We start from the raw sequence: 15692 nt of genomic DNA on the forward strand, positions 1-15692 counted from the left end.
AGCCCTCTGACAGGTAAGGAACAGCGTGGCTTCCGGATCCGATCGCAACCCGATCATCATTGGCGGCCTTCCGAGTCAGGTTCCTGACTTCGACCCCGAGGAAACGCAGGAGTGGCTCGACTCCCTCGACGCCGCGATCGACGAGCGCGGCCGGGAGCGGGCCCGCTACCTCATGCTGCGCCTGATCGAGCGGGCCCGCGAGAAGCGCGTGGCCGTGCCCGAGATGCGCAGCACGGACTACGTCAACACCATTCCCACCAGGGCCGAGCCGTTCTTCCCGGGCAACGAGGAGATCGAGCGCCGGATCCTGAACGCGACCCGCTGGAACGCGGCCGTGATGGTGTCCAGGGCCCAGCGTCCGGGCATCGGCGTGGGCGGCCACATCGCCACCTTCGCCTCCTCCGCGTCCCTCTACGACGTCGGCTTCAACCACTTCTTCCGCGGCAAGGACGAGGGCGACGGCGGCGACCAGGTCTTCTTCCAGGGCCATGCCTCCCCGGGCATCTACGCGCGCGCGTTCCTGCTCGACAGGCTCAGCGAGGACAACCTGGACGCGTTCCGCCAGGAGAAGTCCAAGGCGCCGCACGGCCTGTCCTCGTATCCGCACCCGCGGCTGATGCCGGACTTCTGGGAGTTCCCGACGGTGTCGATGGGCCTCGGCCCGATCGGCGCGATCTACCAGGCGCGGATGAACCGCTACATGCACGCGCGCGAGATCGCCGACACGTCGAAGTCGCACGTGTGGGCGTTCCTCGGCGACGGCGAGATGGACGAGCCGGAGTCGCTCGGCCAGCTGACCATCGCCGCCCGTGAGGGCCTGGACAACCTGACCTTCGTCGTCAACTGCAATTTGCAGCGGCTCGACGGGCCGGTGCGCGGCAACGGCAAGGTCATCCAGGAGCTGGAGTCGGTGTTCCGGGGCGCCGGCTGGAACGTGATCAAGCTGATCTGGGACCGTTCCTGGGACCCGCTGCTCGCCCAGGACCGGGACGGCATCCTGGTCAACAGGATGAACACGACGCCGGACGGCCAGTTCCAGACCTACGCCACCGAGTCCGGCTCGTACATCCGCGAGCACTTCTTCGGCGACGACCAGCGGCTGCGCGCGATGGTCGACGGCATGAGCGACGACCAGATCCTGCACCTGGGCCGCGGCGGTCACGACCACAAGAAGATCTACGCGGCGTTCAAGGCGGCCGTGGAGCACACCGGCCAGCCGACGGTCATCCTGGCCAAGACGGTCAAGGGCTGGACGCTGGGCCCGAACTTCGAGGGCCGCAACGCCACGCACCAGATGAAGAAGCTGACGGTCGCCGACCTCAAGGGCTTCCGCGACCGCCTGCACCTGCCGATCTCCGACAAGGAGCTGGAGTCCGGCGCGCCGCCGTACTTCCACCCGGGCCGGGACTCGGAGGAGATCCAGTACATGCACGACCGCCGCAAGGGTCTCGGCGGTTACGTCCCGACCCGCGTCGTCCGCTCGAAGCCGCTCGCGCTGCCCGAGGACAAGACGTACGCGAGTGTGAAGAAGGGTTCGGGCCAGCAGTCGATCGCCACGACCATGGCGTTTGTGCGACTGCTCAAGGACCTCATGCGGGACAAGGAGCTCGGCAAGCGGTTCGTGCTGATCGCGCCGGACGAGTACCGCACGTTCGGCATGGACAGCTTCTTCCCGAGCGCGAAGATCTACAACCCGCTCGGCCAGCAGTACGAGGCCGTGGACCGGGACCTGCTGCTCGCCTACAAGGAGTCGCCGACCGGCCAGATGCTGCACGACGGCATCTCGGAGGCGGGCTGCACGGCCTCGCTGATCGCGGCGGGCTCGGCGTACGCCACGCACGGCGAGCCGCTCATCCCGGTCTACGTCTTCTACTCGATGTTCGGTTTCCAGCGCACCGGCGACCAGTTCTGGCAGATGTCGGACCAGCTGGCGCGCGGTTTCGTCCTGGGCGCGACCGCCGGCCGTACGACCCTGACCGGTGAGGGTCTCCAGCACGCGGACGGCCACTCGCAGCTGCTGGCCTCGACGAACCCGGGCTGTGTCGCCTACGACCCGGCGTACGGCTTCGAGATCGCGCACATCGTGCAGGACGGGCTGCGGCGCATGTACGGCAGCTCGGCCGAGCACCCGCACGGCGAGGACGTCTTCTACTACCTCACGGTCTACAACGAGCCGATCCAGCACCCGGCCGAGCCCGAGAACGTCGACGTCGAGGGCATCCTCAAGGGCGTCCACCGCTTCAGCGCGGGCACGGCCGGCCAGATCCCGGCGCAGATCATCGCGTCCGGCGTGGCCGTCCCGTGGGCGGTCGAGGCGCAGAAGATCCTCGCCGAGGACTGGAACGTCAAGGCGGACGTCTGGTCGGCGACCTCCTGGAACGAGCTGCGGCGCGAGGCCGTCGAGGTCGAACGGCACAACCTGCTGCACCCGGAGGAGGAGCAGCGGGTGCCGTACGTGACGCGGAAGCTGACGGGGGCCGAGGGGCCGTTCGTGGCCGTCTCGGACTGGATGCGGGCGGTGCCGGACCAGATCGCGCGGTGGGTGCCGGGCACGTACCAGTCGCTGGGCGCGGACGGCTTCGGCTTCGCCGACACCCGGGGCGCGGCCCGCCGCTTCTTCCACATCGACGCCCAGTCGGTGGTGGTGGGCGTGCTGACCGAGCTGGCCCGGGAGGGCAAGGTCGACCGGTCCCTGCTGAAGCAGGCCATCGACCGCTACCAGCTGCTGGACGTCGCGGCGGCCGACCCGGGGGCGGCGGGCGGCGACGCGTAGCGCGCACCTGTACCACGGAGTAAGGGCGGTGGAGCTCGTGGCTCCACCGCCCTTACTGGTTCTTTACGATGCGAGCATGCAAGAACAATCGGCGCAGGACCGGTGGGAGTTGTGGACCCAGCGGCCGTTGCTCGCCCTCGCCGTGGTGTTCGCCGTCGCCTACGCCGTCCCGATCGTGGACACCTCGGCGGACCGCACGCTGACGAGCCTGTGCACCACGGTCGAGTGGGTGGTGTGGGCGGCGTTCGCCGCGGACTACGTGGTCCGGCTGGCGCTGACGCCCGACCGGCGGCAGTTCGTCCGCACGCACTGGATGGACCTGTGCGCGGTGGTGCTGCCGCTGGTGCAGCAGCTCAAGCTGTTGCGGCTGGTCTCGACGCTGCTGCTGGTGGGGCGGCGGGCGCGGATGGCCTCGCAGATCCGGATGACGACGTATGTCGTGGGGGCGGTCGTCGGGCTGCTGATGTTCGGCTCGCTCGCCGTGCTGTCGGTGGAGCGGGGCTCGCCGGACGGGAACATCCGCACACTGGGTGACGCGCTGTGGTGGTCGTTCACGACGATGACGACGGTGGGGTACGGGGACCACTCCCCGACCACCGGGCTGGGCCGGATCATCGCCGTGGGTCTGATGCTGTCCGGGATCGCGTTGCTCGGTGTCGTCACCGCGAACATCGCGGCGTGGTTCATCGAGCGCTTCGAGAAGGACAACGTCGAGGAACGCGCCCAGACGGAGGCGATCCTGGCCCTGACGGAGGAGGTACGCGCCCTGCGCGCGCAGGTCGCGGCTCTGCAGCCCGGTCCGCTACAGCAGCCCGTTGCCCGTGCCCGCCGCGCCCGCCAGCCAGATGACCGCCAGCAGCGTGTCGATCGCGCCGAGGACGACGGCGACCAGGGCCGGTACCGGGCGGGAGCCCGCCCAGGTGCGGCCCATGGCCAGCCAGCCGCAGACGATCGCCGCGGGTCCGAGGACGATCCCCAGCGCGAAGAACCCGGCGACCGCACAGACGAGGCCGACAAGGCCGAGCGTCGCGCGATCCGGCCCGGTCCGTGACCCCATTCGGCCACGTGAGCGGGGGTACCTGCGCGTGCCGTGTCCGAAGCCGGCCATCATCAACTCCCTGGTTTCCGGGGATGCTTCGATGGCCGGGTACCCACGGCGCGCGGTTCATGCCCGCCCAACAGGCCAGGGCCGCGGCGCGCTGTCCCCCTCCGGCAGCGCGCCGCGGCCCTGGCCGCCCTCCCATCCGGAGGGCTTGACTAACTGTGACCTGCGACGCGTGCCGGATGCGAGGAACCTTTAGCGTTGTCACCCTGATAGGGGAAAGTTCTTGAAGTCCCGTCAGATATGACCGACGCCCGCGCCCGCCTCCGCGTTCTCCCCGCGCTTGGTGAGCAGCGCGACGAACACGGCGACGACCGCCACCCCGGCCGCGACCAGCGACGCGAGGCTCATGCCGGAGATGAACGTGTCGTGGGCGACGTCCGTGATCTTCGCGGCGACCGCCTCGGGCGTCCCCTTCGCCACCGGCGCGACGCCGACCTGGACGGCCTCGGAGGCCTGGTCCAGCTGGGCCGGGGTGAGCTCGGGCAGACCCGCGCCCTTCCAGTTGGCGGGCAGGTCGCCGTCCACCTTGGAGGCCATCACGGCGCCCAGCACGGCCGTGCCGAGGCTGCCGCCGATCTGCATGGCCGCCTGCTGGAGTCCGCCCGCGACGCCGGACAGCTCCATCGGGGCGTTGCCGACGATGACCTCCGTCGCGCCGACCATGACCGGTGCGAGGCCGAAGCCCAGCAGGGCGAACCAGATCGACATGACGGCGCTGCCGGTGTCCGTCTCCAGCGTGGACATGCCGTACATGGCGATCGCGGTGGCGGCCATGCCGCCGGCCAGCGGGATGCGCGGGCCGAGCTTGGTGATCGCCGCGCCCGCGAGCGGGGAGCCGACGATCATCATGCCGGTGAGCGGGAGCAGGTGCAGGCCCGCGTCGATCGGGCTCATGCCGTGCACGTTCTGCAGGTAGAACGTCACGAAGAACAGGCCGCCCATGAAGGCGATCGCCATCAGGACCATGAGGACCACGCCCGCCGACAGCGGGATGGAGCGGAACAGCCCCAGCGGGATCAGCGGCTCCTTGACCTTCGTCTCCCAGAGCGCGAAGGCCGCGAAGAGAACCACCGAGCCGACGATGAACGCCCATGTCAGGCCGTCGCCCCAGCCCCAGGTCGGGGCCTTGATGAGGGCCCAGACCAGGCAGAACATCGCGCCCGAGAGGAAGGCGATGCCGAGCAGGTCGAAGGAGCGCGGGGCGTTCTCGGCGCGGTGGTCGAGCAGGATCAGCCCGCCCAGGACGAGCGCGAGGGCGCCCACCGGCACGTTGATGAAGAACACCGACTGCCAGTTGACGTGCTCGACGAGGACGCCGCCGAGGATCGGGCCGCCGGCCGTCGAGGCGCCGATGACCATGCCCCACAGGCCGATCGCCATGTTGAGCTTCTCGGCCGGGAAGGTCGCGCGCAGCAGCCCGAGCGCCGCCGGCATCAGCAGCGCGCCGAACAGGCCCTGGAGCGCCCGGAAGGCGACGACCGCGCCGATGCTGCTGGACAGGCCGATCGCGCCGGACGCGGCGGCGAAGCCCACGACGCCTATCAGGAACGTCTGACGGTGGCCGAAGCGGTCGCCGAGCTTGCCCGCGGTGATCAGGGAGACCGCGAGAGCGAGGAAGTACGCGTTGGTGATCCACTGCACCTCGGCGAAGGTGGCGCCGAGGTCGCTGGCGATGGCCGGGTTGGCGATGGCCACGATGGTGCCGTCGAGGGCCACCATCATGACGCCGACGGCGACGGTGATGAGGGTGAACCACGGGTGGCCGCGCAGCCCCTTGGCGGGCGGGCCGTCCGACGGGTCCGCCGGCGCCTTGCCCCCCGGGCCGGTCGAGTCGATGGTGGTCTGACTAGTCATGCGTTCGAGGCTAGTGACAGCCACTGACAATTGACAATCGAGTTCACAAGTCGGTAACTGACACCTATGGAAACACTGCGCGAACGCAAGAAGCAGCGCACCCGGGACGCGCTGCTGCGGGCCGCGGTGGAACTGTTCACCTCGCAGGGATACGAGGGGACGACCGTCGACGAGATCGCCGAGGCCGTCGACGTCTCACAGCGCACCTTCTTCCGCTACTTCGCCGGCAAGGAGGAGGCCGCGCTGGCCCTGGTGGAGATGACGGTGGCGCGGTTCGTGGCGGCGGTGCGCGAACGACCGCCGCACGAGGCGCCGCTGGAGGCGCTGCGCCAGGCCGTCGTGGAGGGCTGGTACGCGATCAACGACGTCGTCGAGTCCGTCGTGCCGGTCGAGACGTATCTGCGGCTGTACCGGGTGATCGAGTCGACGCCGGTGCTGCTCGCCGCGCATCTGCGGCGCTCGGAGGAGGTCGACGAGACCCTGGCGCGGGTGATCGCCGAACGCGAGGGCCTCGACGTGGACGCCGATCCGCGGCCGCGGCTGGTGGTGGCCGTGTTCAGCGGGGTGATGCGGGTGACGGAACGGCAGTGGACCCTCGGGGACGACTTCAGCCTGGAGGGGGTGCGCGCGCTGACGGCCCTGTACCTGGACGGAGTGGGCCCGGCCCTGGTGGGCGACTGGCGCGGGGCCTGAGAGGCGCAGGCGCGAAGACGCGCAGGCCTGAAGGGCTTTATGACCATTCCCACGCCGAATGAAACGTGATCCCCGTCACTTGGGTCACCCGAGACCCTCTCGTTCTCCTAGTGTGTCCTTTCAGTGACTTCCTTCGACACCTCCCCTCAACTCAGCGTCTGGCGCGCCCTGGCCGCCCTGGCCGTGGTGTTCGTGATGCTGGCGACCACCGGCTGGACCGCCAACCGCCAGCAGCGGGAGAGCACCGCCGTGCAGGCCGCGCGCAGCGCGTGGGAGCACGGCCGGCTCGCGGGCCACCAGCTGCCGGATCTCGACGCGGCCCCCGCCCGGATCGCCCGCTTCTTCGCCTCGCTGACCGCCCCGCAGCGCACCACGCTCGCGCAGGAATACCCGCTCGCGGTCGGCAACATGAACGGCGCCCCCGTCGAACTGCGCTACCGCGCCAACCACGTCGCGCTGCTCCAGCAGATCCTGCTGGAGCGCACCCGTATGCACGACAGCCGGCTCACGCCCTCCGGGCAGCAGCTGGCCGGTCGCCGCATGCACCGCTACGAGGCGCTGAGCACCGCAGGCCGGCAGATCCTCGCCTTCGACCCCGACGGCTCCGGCCGGGTCGCCGAGGTGTTCGGCAGCCTCGACAAGGCCGACCGGATCTCCGTCGTCGTCCCCGGCGTCGACACCGACCTGCTGACCTTCCAGCGCACCAACCGCAGATACTCGGCGCCCGTCGGCATGGCCCAGGCCCTCTACGCGGCCGAGCGCGAGGCGAGCCCCTCGACGCGTACGGCCGTGATCGCCTGGGCCGACTACACCTCCCCCGACGGCCTGGGCATCGACTCGGCCACCGCGATGCGCGCCCAGAGCGGCGCCGTCCGGCTGAACGCCCTGCTGGGCGCCCTGCCGGGGAGTGCGCCCGTCTCGCTGTTCTGCCACAGCTACGGCTCCGTGGTGTGCGGGGTCGCCGCGCACACCATGCCGGACCGGGTGGCCGACATAGCGGTGGCCGGCAGCCCCGGGATGCGGGTGGAGAAGGCGGCCCAGCTGGACACCGACGCCCGGGTGTGGGCGATGCGGGACGCCGACGACTGGATCCAGGACATTCCGCACCTGGAGGTCGGCGGCCTCGGGCACGGGGAGGACCCGATGGCGGAGGCCTTCGGCGCACGCGTGCTCTCGGCACGGGAGGCCAAGGGCCACGGCGGCTACTTCGAACCGGGCACGGACAGCCTGCGCAACTTCGCCGAGATCGGCACTGGCTCGTACCGCTCGGTGGAGTGCGCCCACGACAACAATGCCTGTACGGCGGGTTTGTCCGACACGACACAGGCCGGACGCGCGTAGAGACGCAGGAATTGCGGCGCGCGCGGGGAGGGGACGAAGAATGGGTGTCCCGCATACGATGAGCCGCATGGGTGACGTACTGGCCGGATTTCATGCCGCCTGGGAGTTCGAGTCCGACTCCGTCCTCATCCGCTTCGAACGGGGGCTACGCACGCCCAAGCTGCTGTCGGCGCTGGGAGAGCGCCGGATTCCGCTGGCGGCCATCGGCCGGGTGACGCTGGCCCCCGGCAAGCGGGGGACGGTCGTCCTGCACGCGGAGCCGCGGCCGGGAGCCGACCCGTTGATGGAGGCGGCGGCGGGGCAGCTCAAGGAAGGGTGCGACCCGTACCGGCTGGTGCTGCCCGCCGAACGGGAGACGCTCGCCGAGTACTACGCCGACGAGCTGACGTCACGGCTGACCGACTCCGGTCCGGCGGATCGTTTCCTGGTGGACGCTCCCGAGGCGCCGCTGTCCTTCAAGGCGTACGACGGGAAGGCCTCGTTCGACGGACGTACCGTGCGCTTCCGGTGGTTCTGGACGGGGGCGTCGTCGGCGAAGTGGAAGGCCGGCGACCAGAGTTTCGCCGTCTCCGAGCTGAGCGGGGTGGAGTGGCGGTCGCCGGAGGTGTTCGAGGGGCATCTGCGGCTGCTCAACGGGGAGCCGGCGCCGGTGCAGGCCGACCAGGATCCGGCGACGGTCGTCTTCGGGCTGGGGTACGGGCCGGTGCACGAGTCGCTGCCGTTCGCGGCGGCGGTCCTGGCTGCCGTACGCACCCGTGGGCCCGCGGCCTCCGTCCCGGCCTCGAGCCCACGTCGCGATCCCGCCGACATCGCCGAACGCATCCGTCACCTCGGGGAACTGCACCGGGCCGGACTGGTCACCGATGAGGAGTTCTCCGTGAAGAAGGCGGAGCTGCTGTCGGAGCTGTGATCACTCGCGTCCGGCGGAGGTGGACCTCATGTCGGCGTAGCGGTCGCCTGCCACCTTGCCCGCTATCGGCTCCAGCAGGGCCAGTTCCTCCTGCGTCAGCTCGATGGCGGTCGCCGCCGCGTTCTCCTCCACCCGGCCCGGCTTGCGGGTGCCCGGTATCGGGATCACCGGCAGGCCGTGGACCTGGGACTGCTGCTGGACCCAGGCGAGGGCGATCTGGCCGACCGTCGCGTCGTGGGCCTGCGCCACCGTGCGGATCGGGTCCAGGAGCGTCGCGTTCGCGGCGGCGTTCTCGCCGGTGAAGCGGGGCTGCTGGCGGCGGAAGTCGTCGGCGGTGAGGTCCTGGTCGGCGTTGGTGAAGGAGCCGGTGAGGAAGCCCCGGCCGAGCGGGGAGTACGGGACCAGCGTCACGCCCAGTTCGCGGGCCGCGGGCACCACGTGGGCCTCGATGTCCCGGCTGAACAGCGACCACTCCGACTGCACGGCCGCGATGGGGTGGACGCCCTGCGCGGCGTGCAGCTCGGCGGCCGTCACCTCGCTCAGCCCCAGCTGCTTGACCTTGCCCTCGCGCACCAGCTCGGCCATCACGCCGACGGTGTCCTCGATCGGGATGCTCACGTCGCGCCGGTGCATGTAGTAGAGGTCGATGACGTCGACGTCCAGCCGCTTCAGGCTCGCCTCGACGCAACTGCGCAGGTAGGGCGCGTCGTTGCGGATGATTCGCCGGGTCGGGTCGTCCGGGTGGACCGCCAGGGCGAACTTGGTGGCGATCACGACCTCGTCGCGGTGCGCCTTGAAGAACGGGGAGAGGAACTTCTCGTTCTCGCCCGCGCCGTACGCGTCGGCCGTGTCGTAGAGGGTGACGCCGAGTTCCAGGGCGCGTTCCAGGGTGGCCCGGGACTCCTTGGCGTCCGCGGGGCCGTAGGCGAAGCTCATGCCCATGCAGCCGAGGCCCTGGACACCGACCTCGGGGCCGTTCTCGCCGAGTCGTGCCGTCGGGATCGTGCTGTCGGTCATCCGACTTTCTCCTTCTCGTAGACGCGCCCGGCGCCCGCATAGAAACTGATTTTCCGGTCCAGTACGGCGAGGGTGTCCTGCAGTTCGGAGATCCGGGCCAGGACGTCCCGGCGGGTCGACTCGAGCAGTTCGAAGCGCTCGGAGAACGTCTGGTCGCCCTCGCGCACCAGCTCGGCGTACCGCACCATGTCGGCGACCGGCATGCCGGTGAGCCGGAGCTTGCCGACGAAGTCGAGCCAGTCCAGGTCGCGGTTGCTGTAGCGGCGCTGGCCGGTGTGCGAGCGGTCGACGTGCGGCATCAGGCCGATCCGCTCGTACCAGCGCAGGGTGTGGGCCGTCAGGCCCGTGAAGGCGACGACCTCACTGATCGTGTAGCTGTCCTGCCCTGCCGGTCGCCGATGCGGGTGCGGCGGGGCGGCGCAGCTGTCGGTCCTGGTACCCGTGGTCTCCATCACCGTCATGACCCCAACGCTATGGCCTTGGAGTGCGCTCCAAGCAAGCGGAAACGGTAAGAAAACCGGGGGACGCGGCCTGAGCGCACTGGTTAGCGTGCGAGGCATGAGTCTCGTACGCCGTGCCCTGCCCGAGGACGCCGCCGAAGTGCTGCGGCTGCGTCAAGTGATGCTCGACTCGATGCGCCCCGTGGACGGGTCCACCGACTGGCATGTCGAGTCGCTGCCCACGCTGCGGGCGCGGCTGGCCGAGTCCGACGGGGACTTCGCGGCGTTCGTCGTGGAGCACCCGGAGCGGGCCGGGGCGCTCGCCGCGCTGGTCGTCGGGACGATCGAGTACCGGATCGGGCGGGCCGACGACCCGCGCGGGGTCACCGGGTACGTCTTCAGCGTCGCCACCGATCCGGACGCGCGCCGCCGAGGGTACGCGCGCGCGTGCATGGCCGCGCTGCTGGAGTGGTTCCGCGCGCGGGGCGCCGCGAAGATCCACCTCACGGCGTCCGCCGACGCGGCGCCGCTCTACGCGTCCCTCGGCTTCAAGCCCAAGCCGGACCCCCTGATGGAGCTGCTGCTGTGAGCGTCCGGGACAGCCCTTAGGCTCGTCGGCATGTCGTTGAAGAGCCTCGCGTTGATCGAGAACTGGCCGGTTCCCTCCGCCGCGGCGGGTGTCGTACGGGCCGACGGTACGGTCCTGGGGACCCATGGTCCCGTCGGCCGGCGCTTCCCGCTGGCCTCGGTCACCAAGCCGCTCGCCGCGTACGCCGCGCTCGTCGCGTACGAGGAGGGGGCGATCGAGCTGGACGAGCCGGCCGGGCCGCCCGGGTCCACGGTCCGTCACCTCCTCGCGCACACGTCCGGGCTGGCCTTCGACGAGCACCGGGTGACCGCGCCCCCCGGGGAGCGGCGGCTGTACTCCAACGCCGGGTTCGAGCAGCTCGGCGACCATCTCGCGAAGGCGACGGACATCCCGTTCGCCGAGTACCTGCGGCAGGCCGTGCTGGAGCCGCTGGGGATGACCGACACCTCCCTGGAGGGCGAGGGCTCTCCGGCCAAGGACGGGGTGTCGACCGTGACGGACCTGCTGCGCTTCGCGGCCGAGGTGCAGGCGCCCCGGCTGCTGGATCCGCGCACGGTGGCCGCCGCGATGACCGTGCAGTACCCGGGCGCCAAGGGCGTCCTGCCGGGCTACGGCCACCAGAACCCCAACGACTGGGGTCTCGGCTTCGAGATCCGCGACTCCAAGTCCCCGCACTGGACGGGCAGTTCGTCCTCCCCCCGCACCTTCGGCCACTTCGGCCAGTCCGGGACGTTCCTGTGGATCGATCCGGACGCGGGGGTCGCCGGGGTCGCCCTGACGGACCGCGCCTTCGGCCCCTGGGCGGTCGAGGCGTGGCCGCCGTTCACGGACGCGGTACTCGCGGAACTCCGGTAACTAACCGGACATCTCCCACACCAACAGCTCCGCTCCCGTCACCCCCACCGCCTCCAGGTCCTTCGCGTCCGCGATGCGCGCCGCGTCGCCGGGACCCAACTGCGTGCCGTCCAGCCGGACTTCGCCGCGTACGACGTGTGCGTACACGTAGGGCGCGTCCGGTACGGCGGTGCGCTCGCCCGCTGCCAGGCGCCGTACGTGGAGCATCGCGCCGGCCTCCGGGACGGCGTACGGCGTCGAGTCCGCGATGCCGTGGACGATCTCGTAGGACGGGTCGCCGCCGGGGTCCAGGGGGGCGAGCCACATCTGGACGAAGGCGAGGGGGGTCGGGCCGTCGTTGCGTTCCACGTGCCGGACGCCGCCGGCCGAGCTGAGGCGCTGGACGTCCCCGGGGCGGACCAGCGTCTCGTGGCCGGCCGAGTCGCGGTGGGTGAGCTCGCCCTCGACCACCCAGGTGACGATCTCGGTGTGGCTGTGGGGGTGCTCGTCGAAGCCGGCGCCGGGCGCGAGGCGCTCCTCGTTGCAGGCGATCAGCGGGCCGAAGCGGAGGTTGTCGGGGTCGTAGTGGGGGCCGAAGGAGAAGGCGTGCCACGACTCGATGCCGGCGGCCTGGTCCCCGCCCGGGTAGCGCTCGTCGGCGCGCCGTACGTCCATCACGGGACCACCGTAGACCCGGGGAGCGAAAAACCGGCCTGTCCTGCGATCGAGGGCTCGTGCGCGTTGAGGGCCGAAGAGGGAGCTGGGGGCGGCAGCGCCCCGGCAGCGGCACCGGGGACGACACGACCCACCGGCGCAGGCGAGCGCAGCGATAAGGCAGTCTTGTCCATGTGCCCGAACCCGAAACGAGTCGCCCCGACCCTGCGGCGCGCGCCGTCCACTCCCATCCCGCGACGCTGAAACGGCTGGAGAAGTCCTCCGGAAGTCTCGCCGCCCAGGCCATCGCGCGGATGGACGAGACACTGCCGTGGTACCGGGCGATGCCCCCGGAGAACCGTTCCTGGATCGGGCTGGTCGCCCAGGCGGGTATCGCCGCCTTCACCGAGTGGTTCCGGCGTCCGGACGCCCCGCAGGCGATCTCCACCGATGTGTTCGGCACGGCGCCGCGTGAGCTGACGCGGGCCATCACGCTGCGGCAGACCGTCGAGATGGTGCGGACCACCATCGAGGTCATGGAGTCCGCGATCGACGAGGTCGCGGCCCCCGGCGACGAGAACGTGCTGCGCGAGGCGCTCCTGGTGTACGCCCGGGAGATCGCCTTCGCCACCGCCCAGGTCTACGCCCAGGCGGCCGAGGCGCGCGGCGCCTGGGACGCCCGGCTGGAGTCGCTCGTCGTGAACGCCGTGCTGAGCGGCGAGGCCGACGAGGGGGCCGTGAGCCGGGCCGCGGCCCTCGGGTGGAACGCGCCGGAGCATGTGTGCGTGCTCCTGGGGACCGCGCCCGACGGGGACTCCGAGCTGACGGTGGAGGCCATCCGGCGGGCGGCGCGGCACGCCAAGCTCCAGGTGCTGACCGGGGTGCTCGGTTCCCGGCTCGTGGTGATCGCGGGCGGCAGCGACAATCCGCTCGGCGTCGCCAAGTCGCTGATCGGGCCGTATGCCGCCGGTCCCGTCGTCGCCGGGCCGGTGGTGCCCGACCTGCTGGCCGCGACCCGGTCCGCGCAGGCCGCCGCCGCGGGGCTCAAGGCCTGTTCCGCCTGGCAGGACGCGCCCCGGCCGGTACTGGCGGACGATCTGCTTCCGGAGCGCGCGATCGCCGGCGATCCCGGTGCGCGTGAGCAGTTGGTGGAGGAGATCTACAGACCGCTGGAGGAGGCCGGGTCCGCGCTCCTGGAGACGCTCTCCGTCTACCTCGAACAGGCGTCCAGTCTCGAAGGGGCCGCACGGATGCTCTTCGTTCATCCGAACACCGTGCGCTACCGGCTTCGACGTGTGACTGACGTCACCGGTTGGTCGCCTTCGGATGTACGCTCCGCGTTCACGCTCCGGATCGCACTGATCCTGGGGCGTCTGGTCGATGGCGATCCCCAGACCTAGGCTTTTGTTCGGACTCCACAAAACCCCCTGCCGTTCTTCGTCCCTGTCCCCACGGGCGGCTTTGGCCGTCCCCAAGAGAGAGTGTGAGAGTGCTCGTACTCGTCGCTCCCGGCCAGGGCGCCCAGACGCCCGGCTTCCTGACCCCCTGGCTCGACCTCCCCGGTGTCGCCGACCGCCTCGCGGCGCTGTCCGCGGCCGCCGACCTCGACCTGGTGCACTACGGCACGAACGCCGATGCGGACGAGATCCGCGACACCGCGATCGCGCAGCCGCTGCTCGTGGCCGCCGGAATCGTTTCCGCAGCGGCACTGGGCGACGAGGTGACGCCGGGCGCCGTCGCGGGCCACAGCGTCGGCGAGTTCACCGCCGCCGTCTTCGCCGGCGTCCTCGACGACACCGCCGCGCTGACCCTCGTCCGCAAGCGGGGCCTGGCCATGGCCGAGGCCGCCGCGATCACCGAGACCGGCATGTCGGCGCTGCTCGGCGGCGACCCCGAGGTGTCCGTCGCGCATCTTCGGACGCTGGGGCTGACCCCGGCGAACATCAACGGCGCCGGCCAGATCGTCGCCGCGGGCACGCTGGAGCAGCTCGCCGCGCTGAACGAGAACAAGCCCGAGGGCGTCCGCAAGGTCGTCCCGCTGAAGGTCGCCGGCGCCTTCCACACGCACCACATGGCCCCGGCCGTGGAGACCCTCGCCAAAGCCGCCGCGGATCTCACCCCCGCCGACCCGAAGCTCCGTTACGTCTCCAACAAGGACGGGCAGGCCGTCGCCACCGGCGCCGAGGTGCTGGACCGGCTGGTCGGCCAGGTCGCCAACCCGGTCCGCTGGGACCTGTGCATGGAGACCTTCAAGGAGCTCGGCGCGACCGCGATCATCGAGGTCTCCCCCGGCGGCACGCTGGTCGGCCTCGCCAAGCGCGCCCTGCCCGGCGTGCGGACGCTGGCGCTGAAGACCCCAGACGACCTGGACGCCGCTCGTGCGCTCATCGCCGAGCTCGGCGTCGCCTAAGGAGCCCTGATGGCGAAGATCAAGCCCAGTAAGGGCGCCCCGTACGCGCGCATTCTCGGCGTCGGCGGTTACCGGCCCATCCGGGTCGTGCCCAACGAGGTCATCCTGGAGACGATCGACTCCTCCGACGAGTGGATCCGCTCGCGCTCCGGCATCGAGACCCGGCACTGGGCGAACGACGAGGAGACCGTCGCCGCCATGTCGGTCGAGGCGTCCGGCAAGGCGATCGCCGACGCCGGGATCACCGCCGAGCAGATCGGCGCCGTGGTCGTCTCGACCGTCTCGCACTTCAAGCAGACCCCGGCCGTGGCCACCGAGATCGCGGACAAGCTCGGCACGCACAAGGCCGCCGCGTTCGACATCTCGGCCGGCTGCGCGGGCTTCGGCTACGGCCTGACCCTCGCCAAGGGCATGGTGGTGGAGGGGTCCGCCGAGTACGTGCTCGTCATCGGCGTCGAGCGGCTCTCCGACCTGACCGACCTGGAGGACCGCGCGACGGCCTTCCTGTTCGGCGACGGCGCGGGCGCGGTCGTGGTCGGCCCGTCCAAGGAGCCGGCGATCGGCCCGACGGTCTGGGGCTCCGAGGGCGACAAGTCGGACACCATCAAGCAGACCGTGCCGTGGACGGACTACCGCGACGGCGAGGTCGCCAAGTTCCCCGCGATCACGCAGGAGGGCCAGGCGGTCTTCCGCTGGGCCGTGTTCGAGATGGCGAAGGTCGCCAAGGAGGCGCTGGACGCCGCCGGCATCACCGCCGACGAACTGGACGTCTTCATCCCGCACCAGGCCAACGAGCGGATCATCGACTCGATGGTGAAGACTCTCAAGCTGCCGGAGTCCGTCACGGTCGCCCGTGACGTGCGCACCACCGGCAACACCTCGGCCGCCTCGATCCCGCTCGCGATGGAGCGGCTTCTGGCGACCGGCGAGGCGAAGAGCGGCGACACCGCGCTCGTCATCGGATTCGGGGCGGGTCTCGTCTACGCCGCCACTGTCGTTACCCTCCCCTAGGCACTCCGTGCCGGATCACCCGGTCCGGTGCGGGAAGCACCACTGCCACACCCTCTGGATA

At 70.9% G+C, this 15692-nt stretch carries 14 protein-coding genes and 1 pseudogene; 10 read left to right on the plus strand and 5 right to left on the minus strand.

Going from position 1 to position 15692, the window contains the following annotated elements:
- The first annotated feature begins 25 nt into the window (after positions 1 to 25).
- On the plus strand, positions 26 to 2773 hold the full coding sequence (aceE, locus tag ACIBAF_RS02335) for a pyruvate dehydrogenase (acetyl-transferring), homodimeric type (protein ID WP_399461191.1): 2748 nt from the start codon (positions 26 to 28) through the stop codon (positions 2771 to 2773).
- Between the two features lie 76 nt (positions 2774 to 2849).
- A pseudogene (locus tag ACIBAF_RS02340) lies at positions 2850 to 3566 on the plus strand (potassium channel family protein); the annotation flags it as partial.
- A 9-nt stretch (positions 3567 to 3575) separates the two neighbouring features.
- On the opposite strand, the gene ACIBAF_RS02345 reads toward ACIBAF_RS02340, so the two are convergent.
- Together ACIBAF_RS02345 and ACIBAF_RS02350 are read right to left on the minus strand one after the other, a co-directional pair.
- Positions 3576 to 3884: a small hydrophobic protein gene (locus tag ACIBAF_RS02345; protein ID WP_399461192.1), complete on the minus strand. Its 309-nt coding sequence runs from the start codon at positions 3882 to 3884 to the stop codon at positions 3576 to 3578.
- 228 nt (positions 3885 to 4112) lie between these two features.
- A complete protein-coding gene (locus ACIBAF_RS02350; RefSeq protein ID WP_399461193.1) occupies positions 4113 to 5732 on the minus strand; it encodes an MFS transporter in 1620 nt (539 codons plus the stop codon).
- Positions 5733 to 5798: 66 nt separating this feature from the next.
- On the opposite strand from ACIBAF_RS02350, the gene ACIBAF_RS02355 reads away from it, so the two are divergent.
- From ACIBAF_RS02355 to ACIBAF_RS02365, 3 genes are all read left to right on the plus strand, one after another.
- A complete protein-coding gene (locus ACIBAF_RS02355; RefSeq protein ID WP_399461194.1) occupies positions 5799 to 6425 on the plus strand; it encodes a TetR family transcriptional regulator in 627 nt (208 codons plus the stop codon).
- 123 nt (positions 6426 to 6548) lie between these two features.
- Complete coding sequence (locus ACIBAF_RS02360) at positions 6549 to 7766, plus strand: alpha/beta hydrolase (RefSeq protein WP_399461195.1); 1218 nt, start codon at positions 6549 to 6551, stop codon at positions 7764 to 7766.
- Between the two features lie 58 nt (positions 7767 to 7824).
- Complete coding sequence (locus ACIBAF_RS02365; RefSeq protein WP_399461342.1) at positions 7825 to 8676, plus strand: DUF4429 domain-containing protein; 852 nt, start codon at positions 7825 to 7827, stop codon at positions 8674 to 8676.
- On the opposite strand, the gene ACIBAF_RS02370 is transcribed toward ACIBAF_RS02365, so the two are convergent.
- Positions 8677 to 9693, minus strand: a complete 1017-nt coding sequence (locus ACIBAF_RS02370) for an aldo/keto reductase (protein WP_399461196.1) — start codon at positions 9691 to 9693, stop codon at positions 8677 to 8679.
- Positions 9690 to 10154 (minus strand): MerR family transcriptional regulator, encoded by a 465-nt coding sequence (locus ACIBAF_RS02375; protein ID WP_399461197.1) that lies wholly within the window; start codon positions 10152 to 10154, stop codon positions 9690 to 9692. Before ACIBAF_RS02375 ends, ACIBAF_RS02370 begins: the two co-directional genes overlap by 4 nt.
- Before the next feature lie 97 nt (positions 10155 to 10251).
- Between ACIBAF_RS02375 and ACIBAF_RS02380 the strand changes: the two genes are divergently transcribed.
- Complete coding sequence (locus tag ACIBAF_RS02380; RefSeq protein ID WP_399461198.1) at positions 10252 to 10722, plus strand: GNAT family N-acetyltransferase; 471 nt, start codon at positions 10252 to 10254, stop codon at positions 10720 to 10722.
- A gap of 30 nt (positions 10723 to 10752) precedes the next feature.
- Positions 10753 to 11577, plus strand: coding sequence for a serine hydrolase domain-containing protein (locus ACIBAF_RS02385; RefSeq protein ID WP_399461199.1), 825 nt, complete (start codon positions 10753 to 10755; stop codon positions 11575 to 11577).
- Here ACIBAF_RS02385 and ACIBAF_RS02390 read toward each other — a convergent pair whose 3' ends face one another.
- The gene (locus ACIBAF_RS02390) at positions 11578 to 12231 is read right to left on the minus strand and encodes a pirin family protein (protein WP_399461343.1); all 654 of its coding nucleotides are present in this window, start codon (positions 12229 to 12231) and stop codon (positions 11578 to 11580) included.
- 173 nt (positions 12232 to 12404) lie between these two features.
- Here ACIBAF_RS02390 and ACIBAF_RS02395 point away from each other — a divergent pair, with 173 nt between their 5' ends.
- The 3 genes from ACIBAF_RS02395 to ACIBAF_RS02405 all read left to right on the plus strand — a co-directional run bounded on the left by ACIBAF_RS02395 (position 12405) and on the right by ACIBAF_RS02405 (position 15631).
- Complete coding sequence (locus ACIBAF_RS02395) at positions 12405 to 13610, plus strand: PucR family transcriptional regulator (protein ID WP_399461200.1); 1206 nt, start codon at positions 12405 to 12407, stop codon at positions 13608 to 13610.
- A gap of 89 nt (positions 13611 to 13699) precedes the next feature.
- Positions 13700 to 14620 carry an ACP S-malonyltransferase gene (locus ACIBAF_RS02400; protein WP_399461201.1) on the plus strand — a complete coding sequence of 307 codons (921 nt, stop codon included), beginning with the start codon at positions 13700 to 13702 and terminating at the stop codon, positions 14618 to 14620.
- 9 nt (positions 14621 to 14629) lie between these two features.
- Positions 14630 to 15631, plus strand: coding sequence for a ketoacyl-ACP synthase III (locus ACIBAF_RS02405; RefSeq protein WP_399461202.1), 1002 nt, complete (start codon positions 14630 to 14632; stop codon positions 15629 to 15631).
- Positions 15632 to 15692: the final 61 nt, after the last annotated feature.

The organism is Streptomyces sp. NPDC051677, assembly GCF_044453465.1.
GTDB lineage: Bacteria > Actinomycetota > Actinomycetes > Streptomycetales > Streptomycetaceae > Streptomyces.

Bases quoted from the DNA above. Each gene is read 5' to 3' on its own strand.
- ACIBAF_RS02345 (WP_399461192.1), bottom strand. From the start codon at position 3,884: ATGATGGCCGGCTTCGGACACGGCACGCGCAGGTACCCCCGCTCACGT.
- ACIBAF_RS02350 (WP_399461193.1), bottom strand. From the start codon at position 5,732: ATGACTAGTCAGACCACCATCGACTCGACCGGCCCGGGGGGCAAGGCG.
- ACIBAF_RS02355 (WP_399461194.1), top strand. From the start codon at position 5,799: ATGGAAACACTGCGCGAACGCAAGAAGCAGCGCACCCGGGACGCGCTG.
- ACIBAF_RS02365 (WP_399461342.1), top strand. From the start codon at position 7,825: ATGAGCCGCATGGGTGACGTACTGGCCGGATTTCATGCCGCCTGGGAG.
- ACIBAF_RS02370 (WP_399461196.1), bottom strand. From the start codon at position 9,693: ATGACCGACAGCACGATCCCGACGGCACGACTCGGCGAGAACGGCCCC.
- ACIBAF_RS02375 (WP_399461197.1), bottom strand. From the start codon at position 10,154: ATGACGGTGATGGAGACCACGGGTACCAGGACCGACAGCTGCGCCGCC.
- ACIBAF_RS02380 (WP_399461198.1), top strand. From the start codon at position 10,252: ATGAGTCTCGTACGCCGTGCCCTGCCCGAGGACGCCGCCGAAGTGCTG.
- ACIBAF_RS02385 (WP_399461199.1), top strand. From the start codon at position 10,753: ATGTCGTTGAAGAGCCTCGCGTTGATCGAGAACTGGCCGGTTCCCTCC.
- ACIBAF_RS02390 (WP_399461343.1), bottom strand. From the start codon at position 12,231: ATGGACGTACGGCGCGCCGACGAGCGCTACCCGGGCGGGGACCAGGCC.
- ACIBAF_RS02405 (WP_399461202.1), top strand. From the start codon at position 14,630: ATGGCGAAGATCAAGCCCAGTAAGGGCGCCCCGTACGCGCGCATTCTC.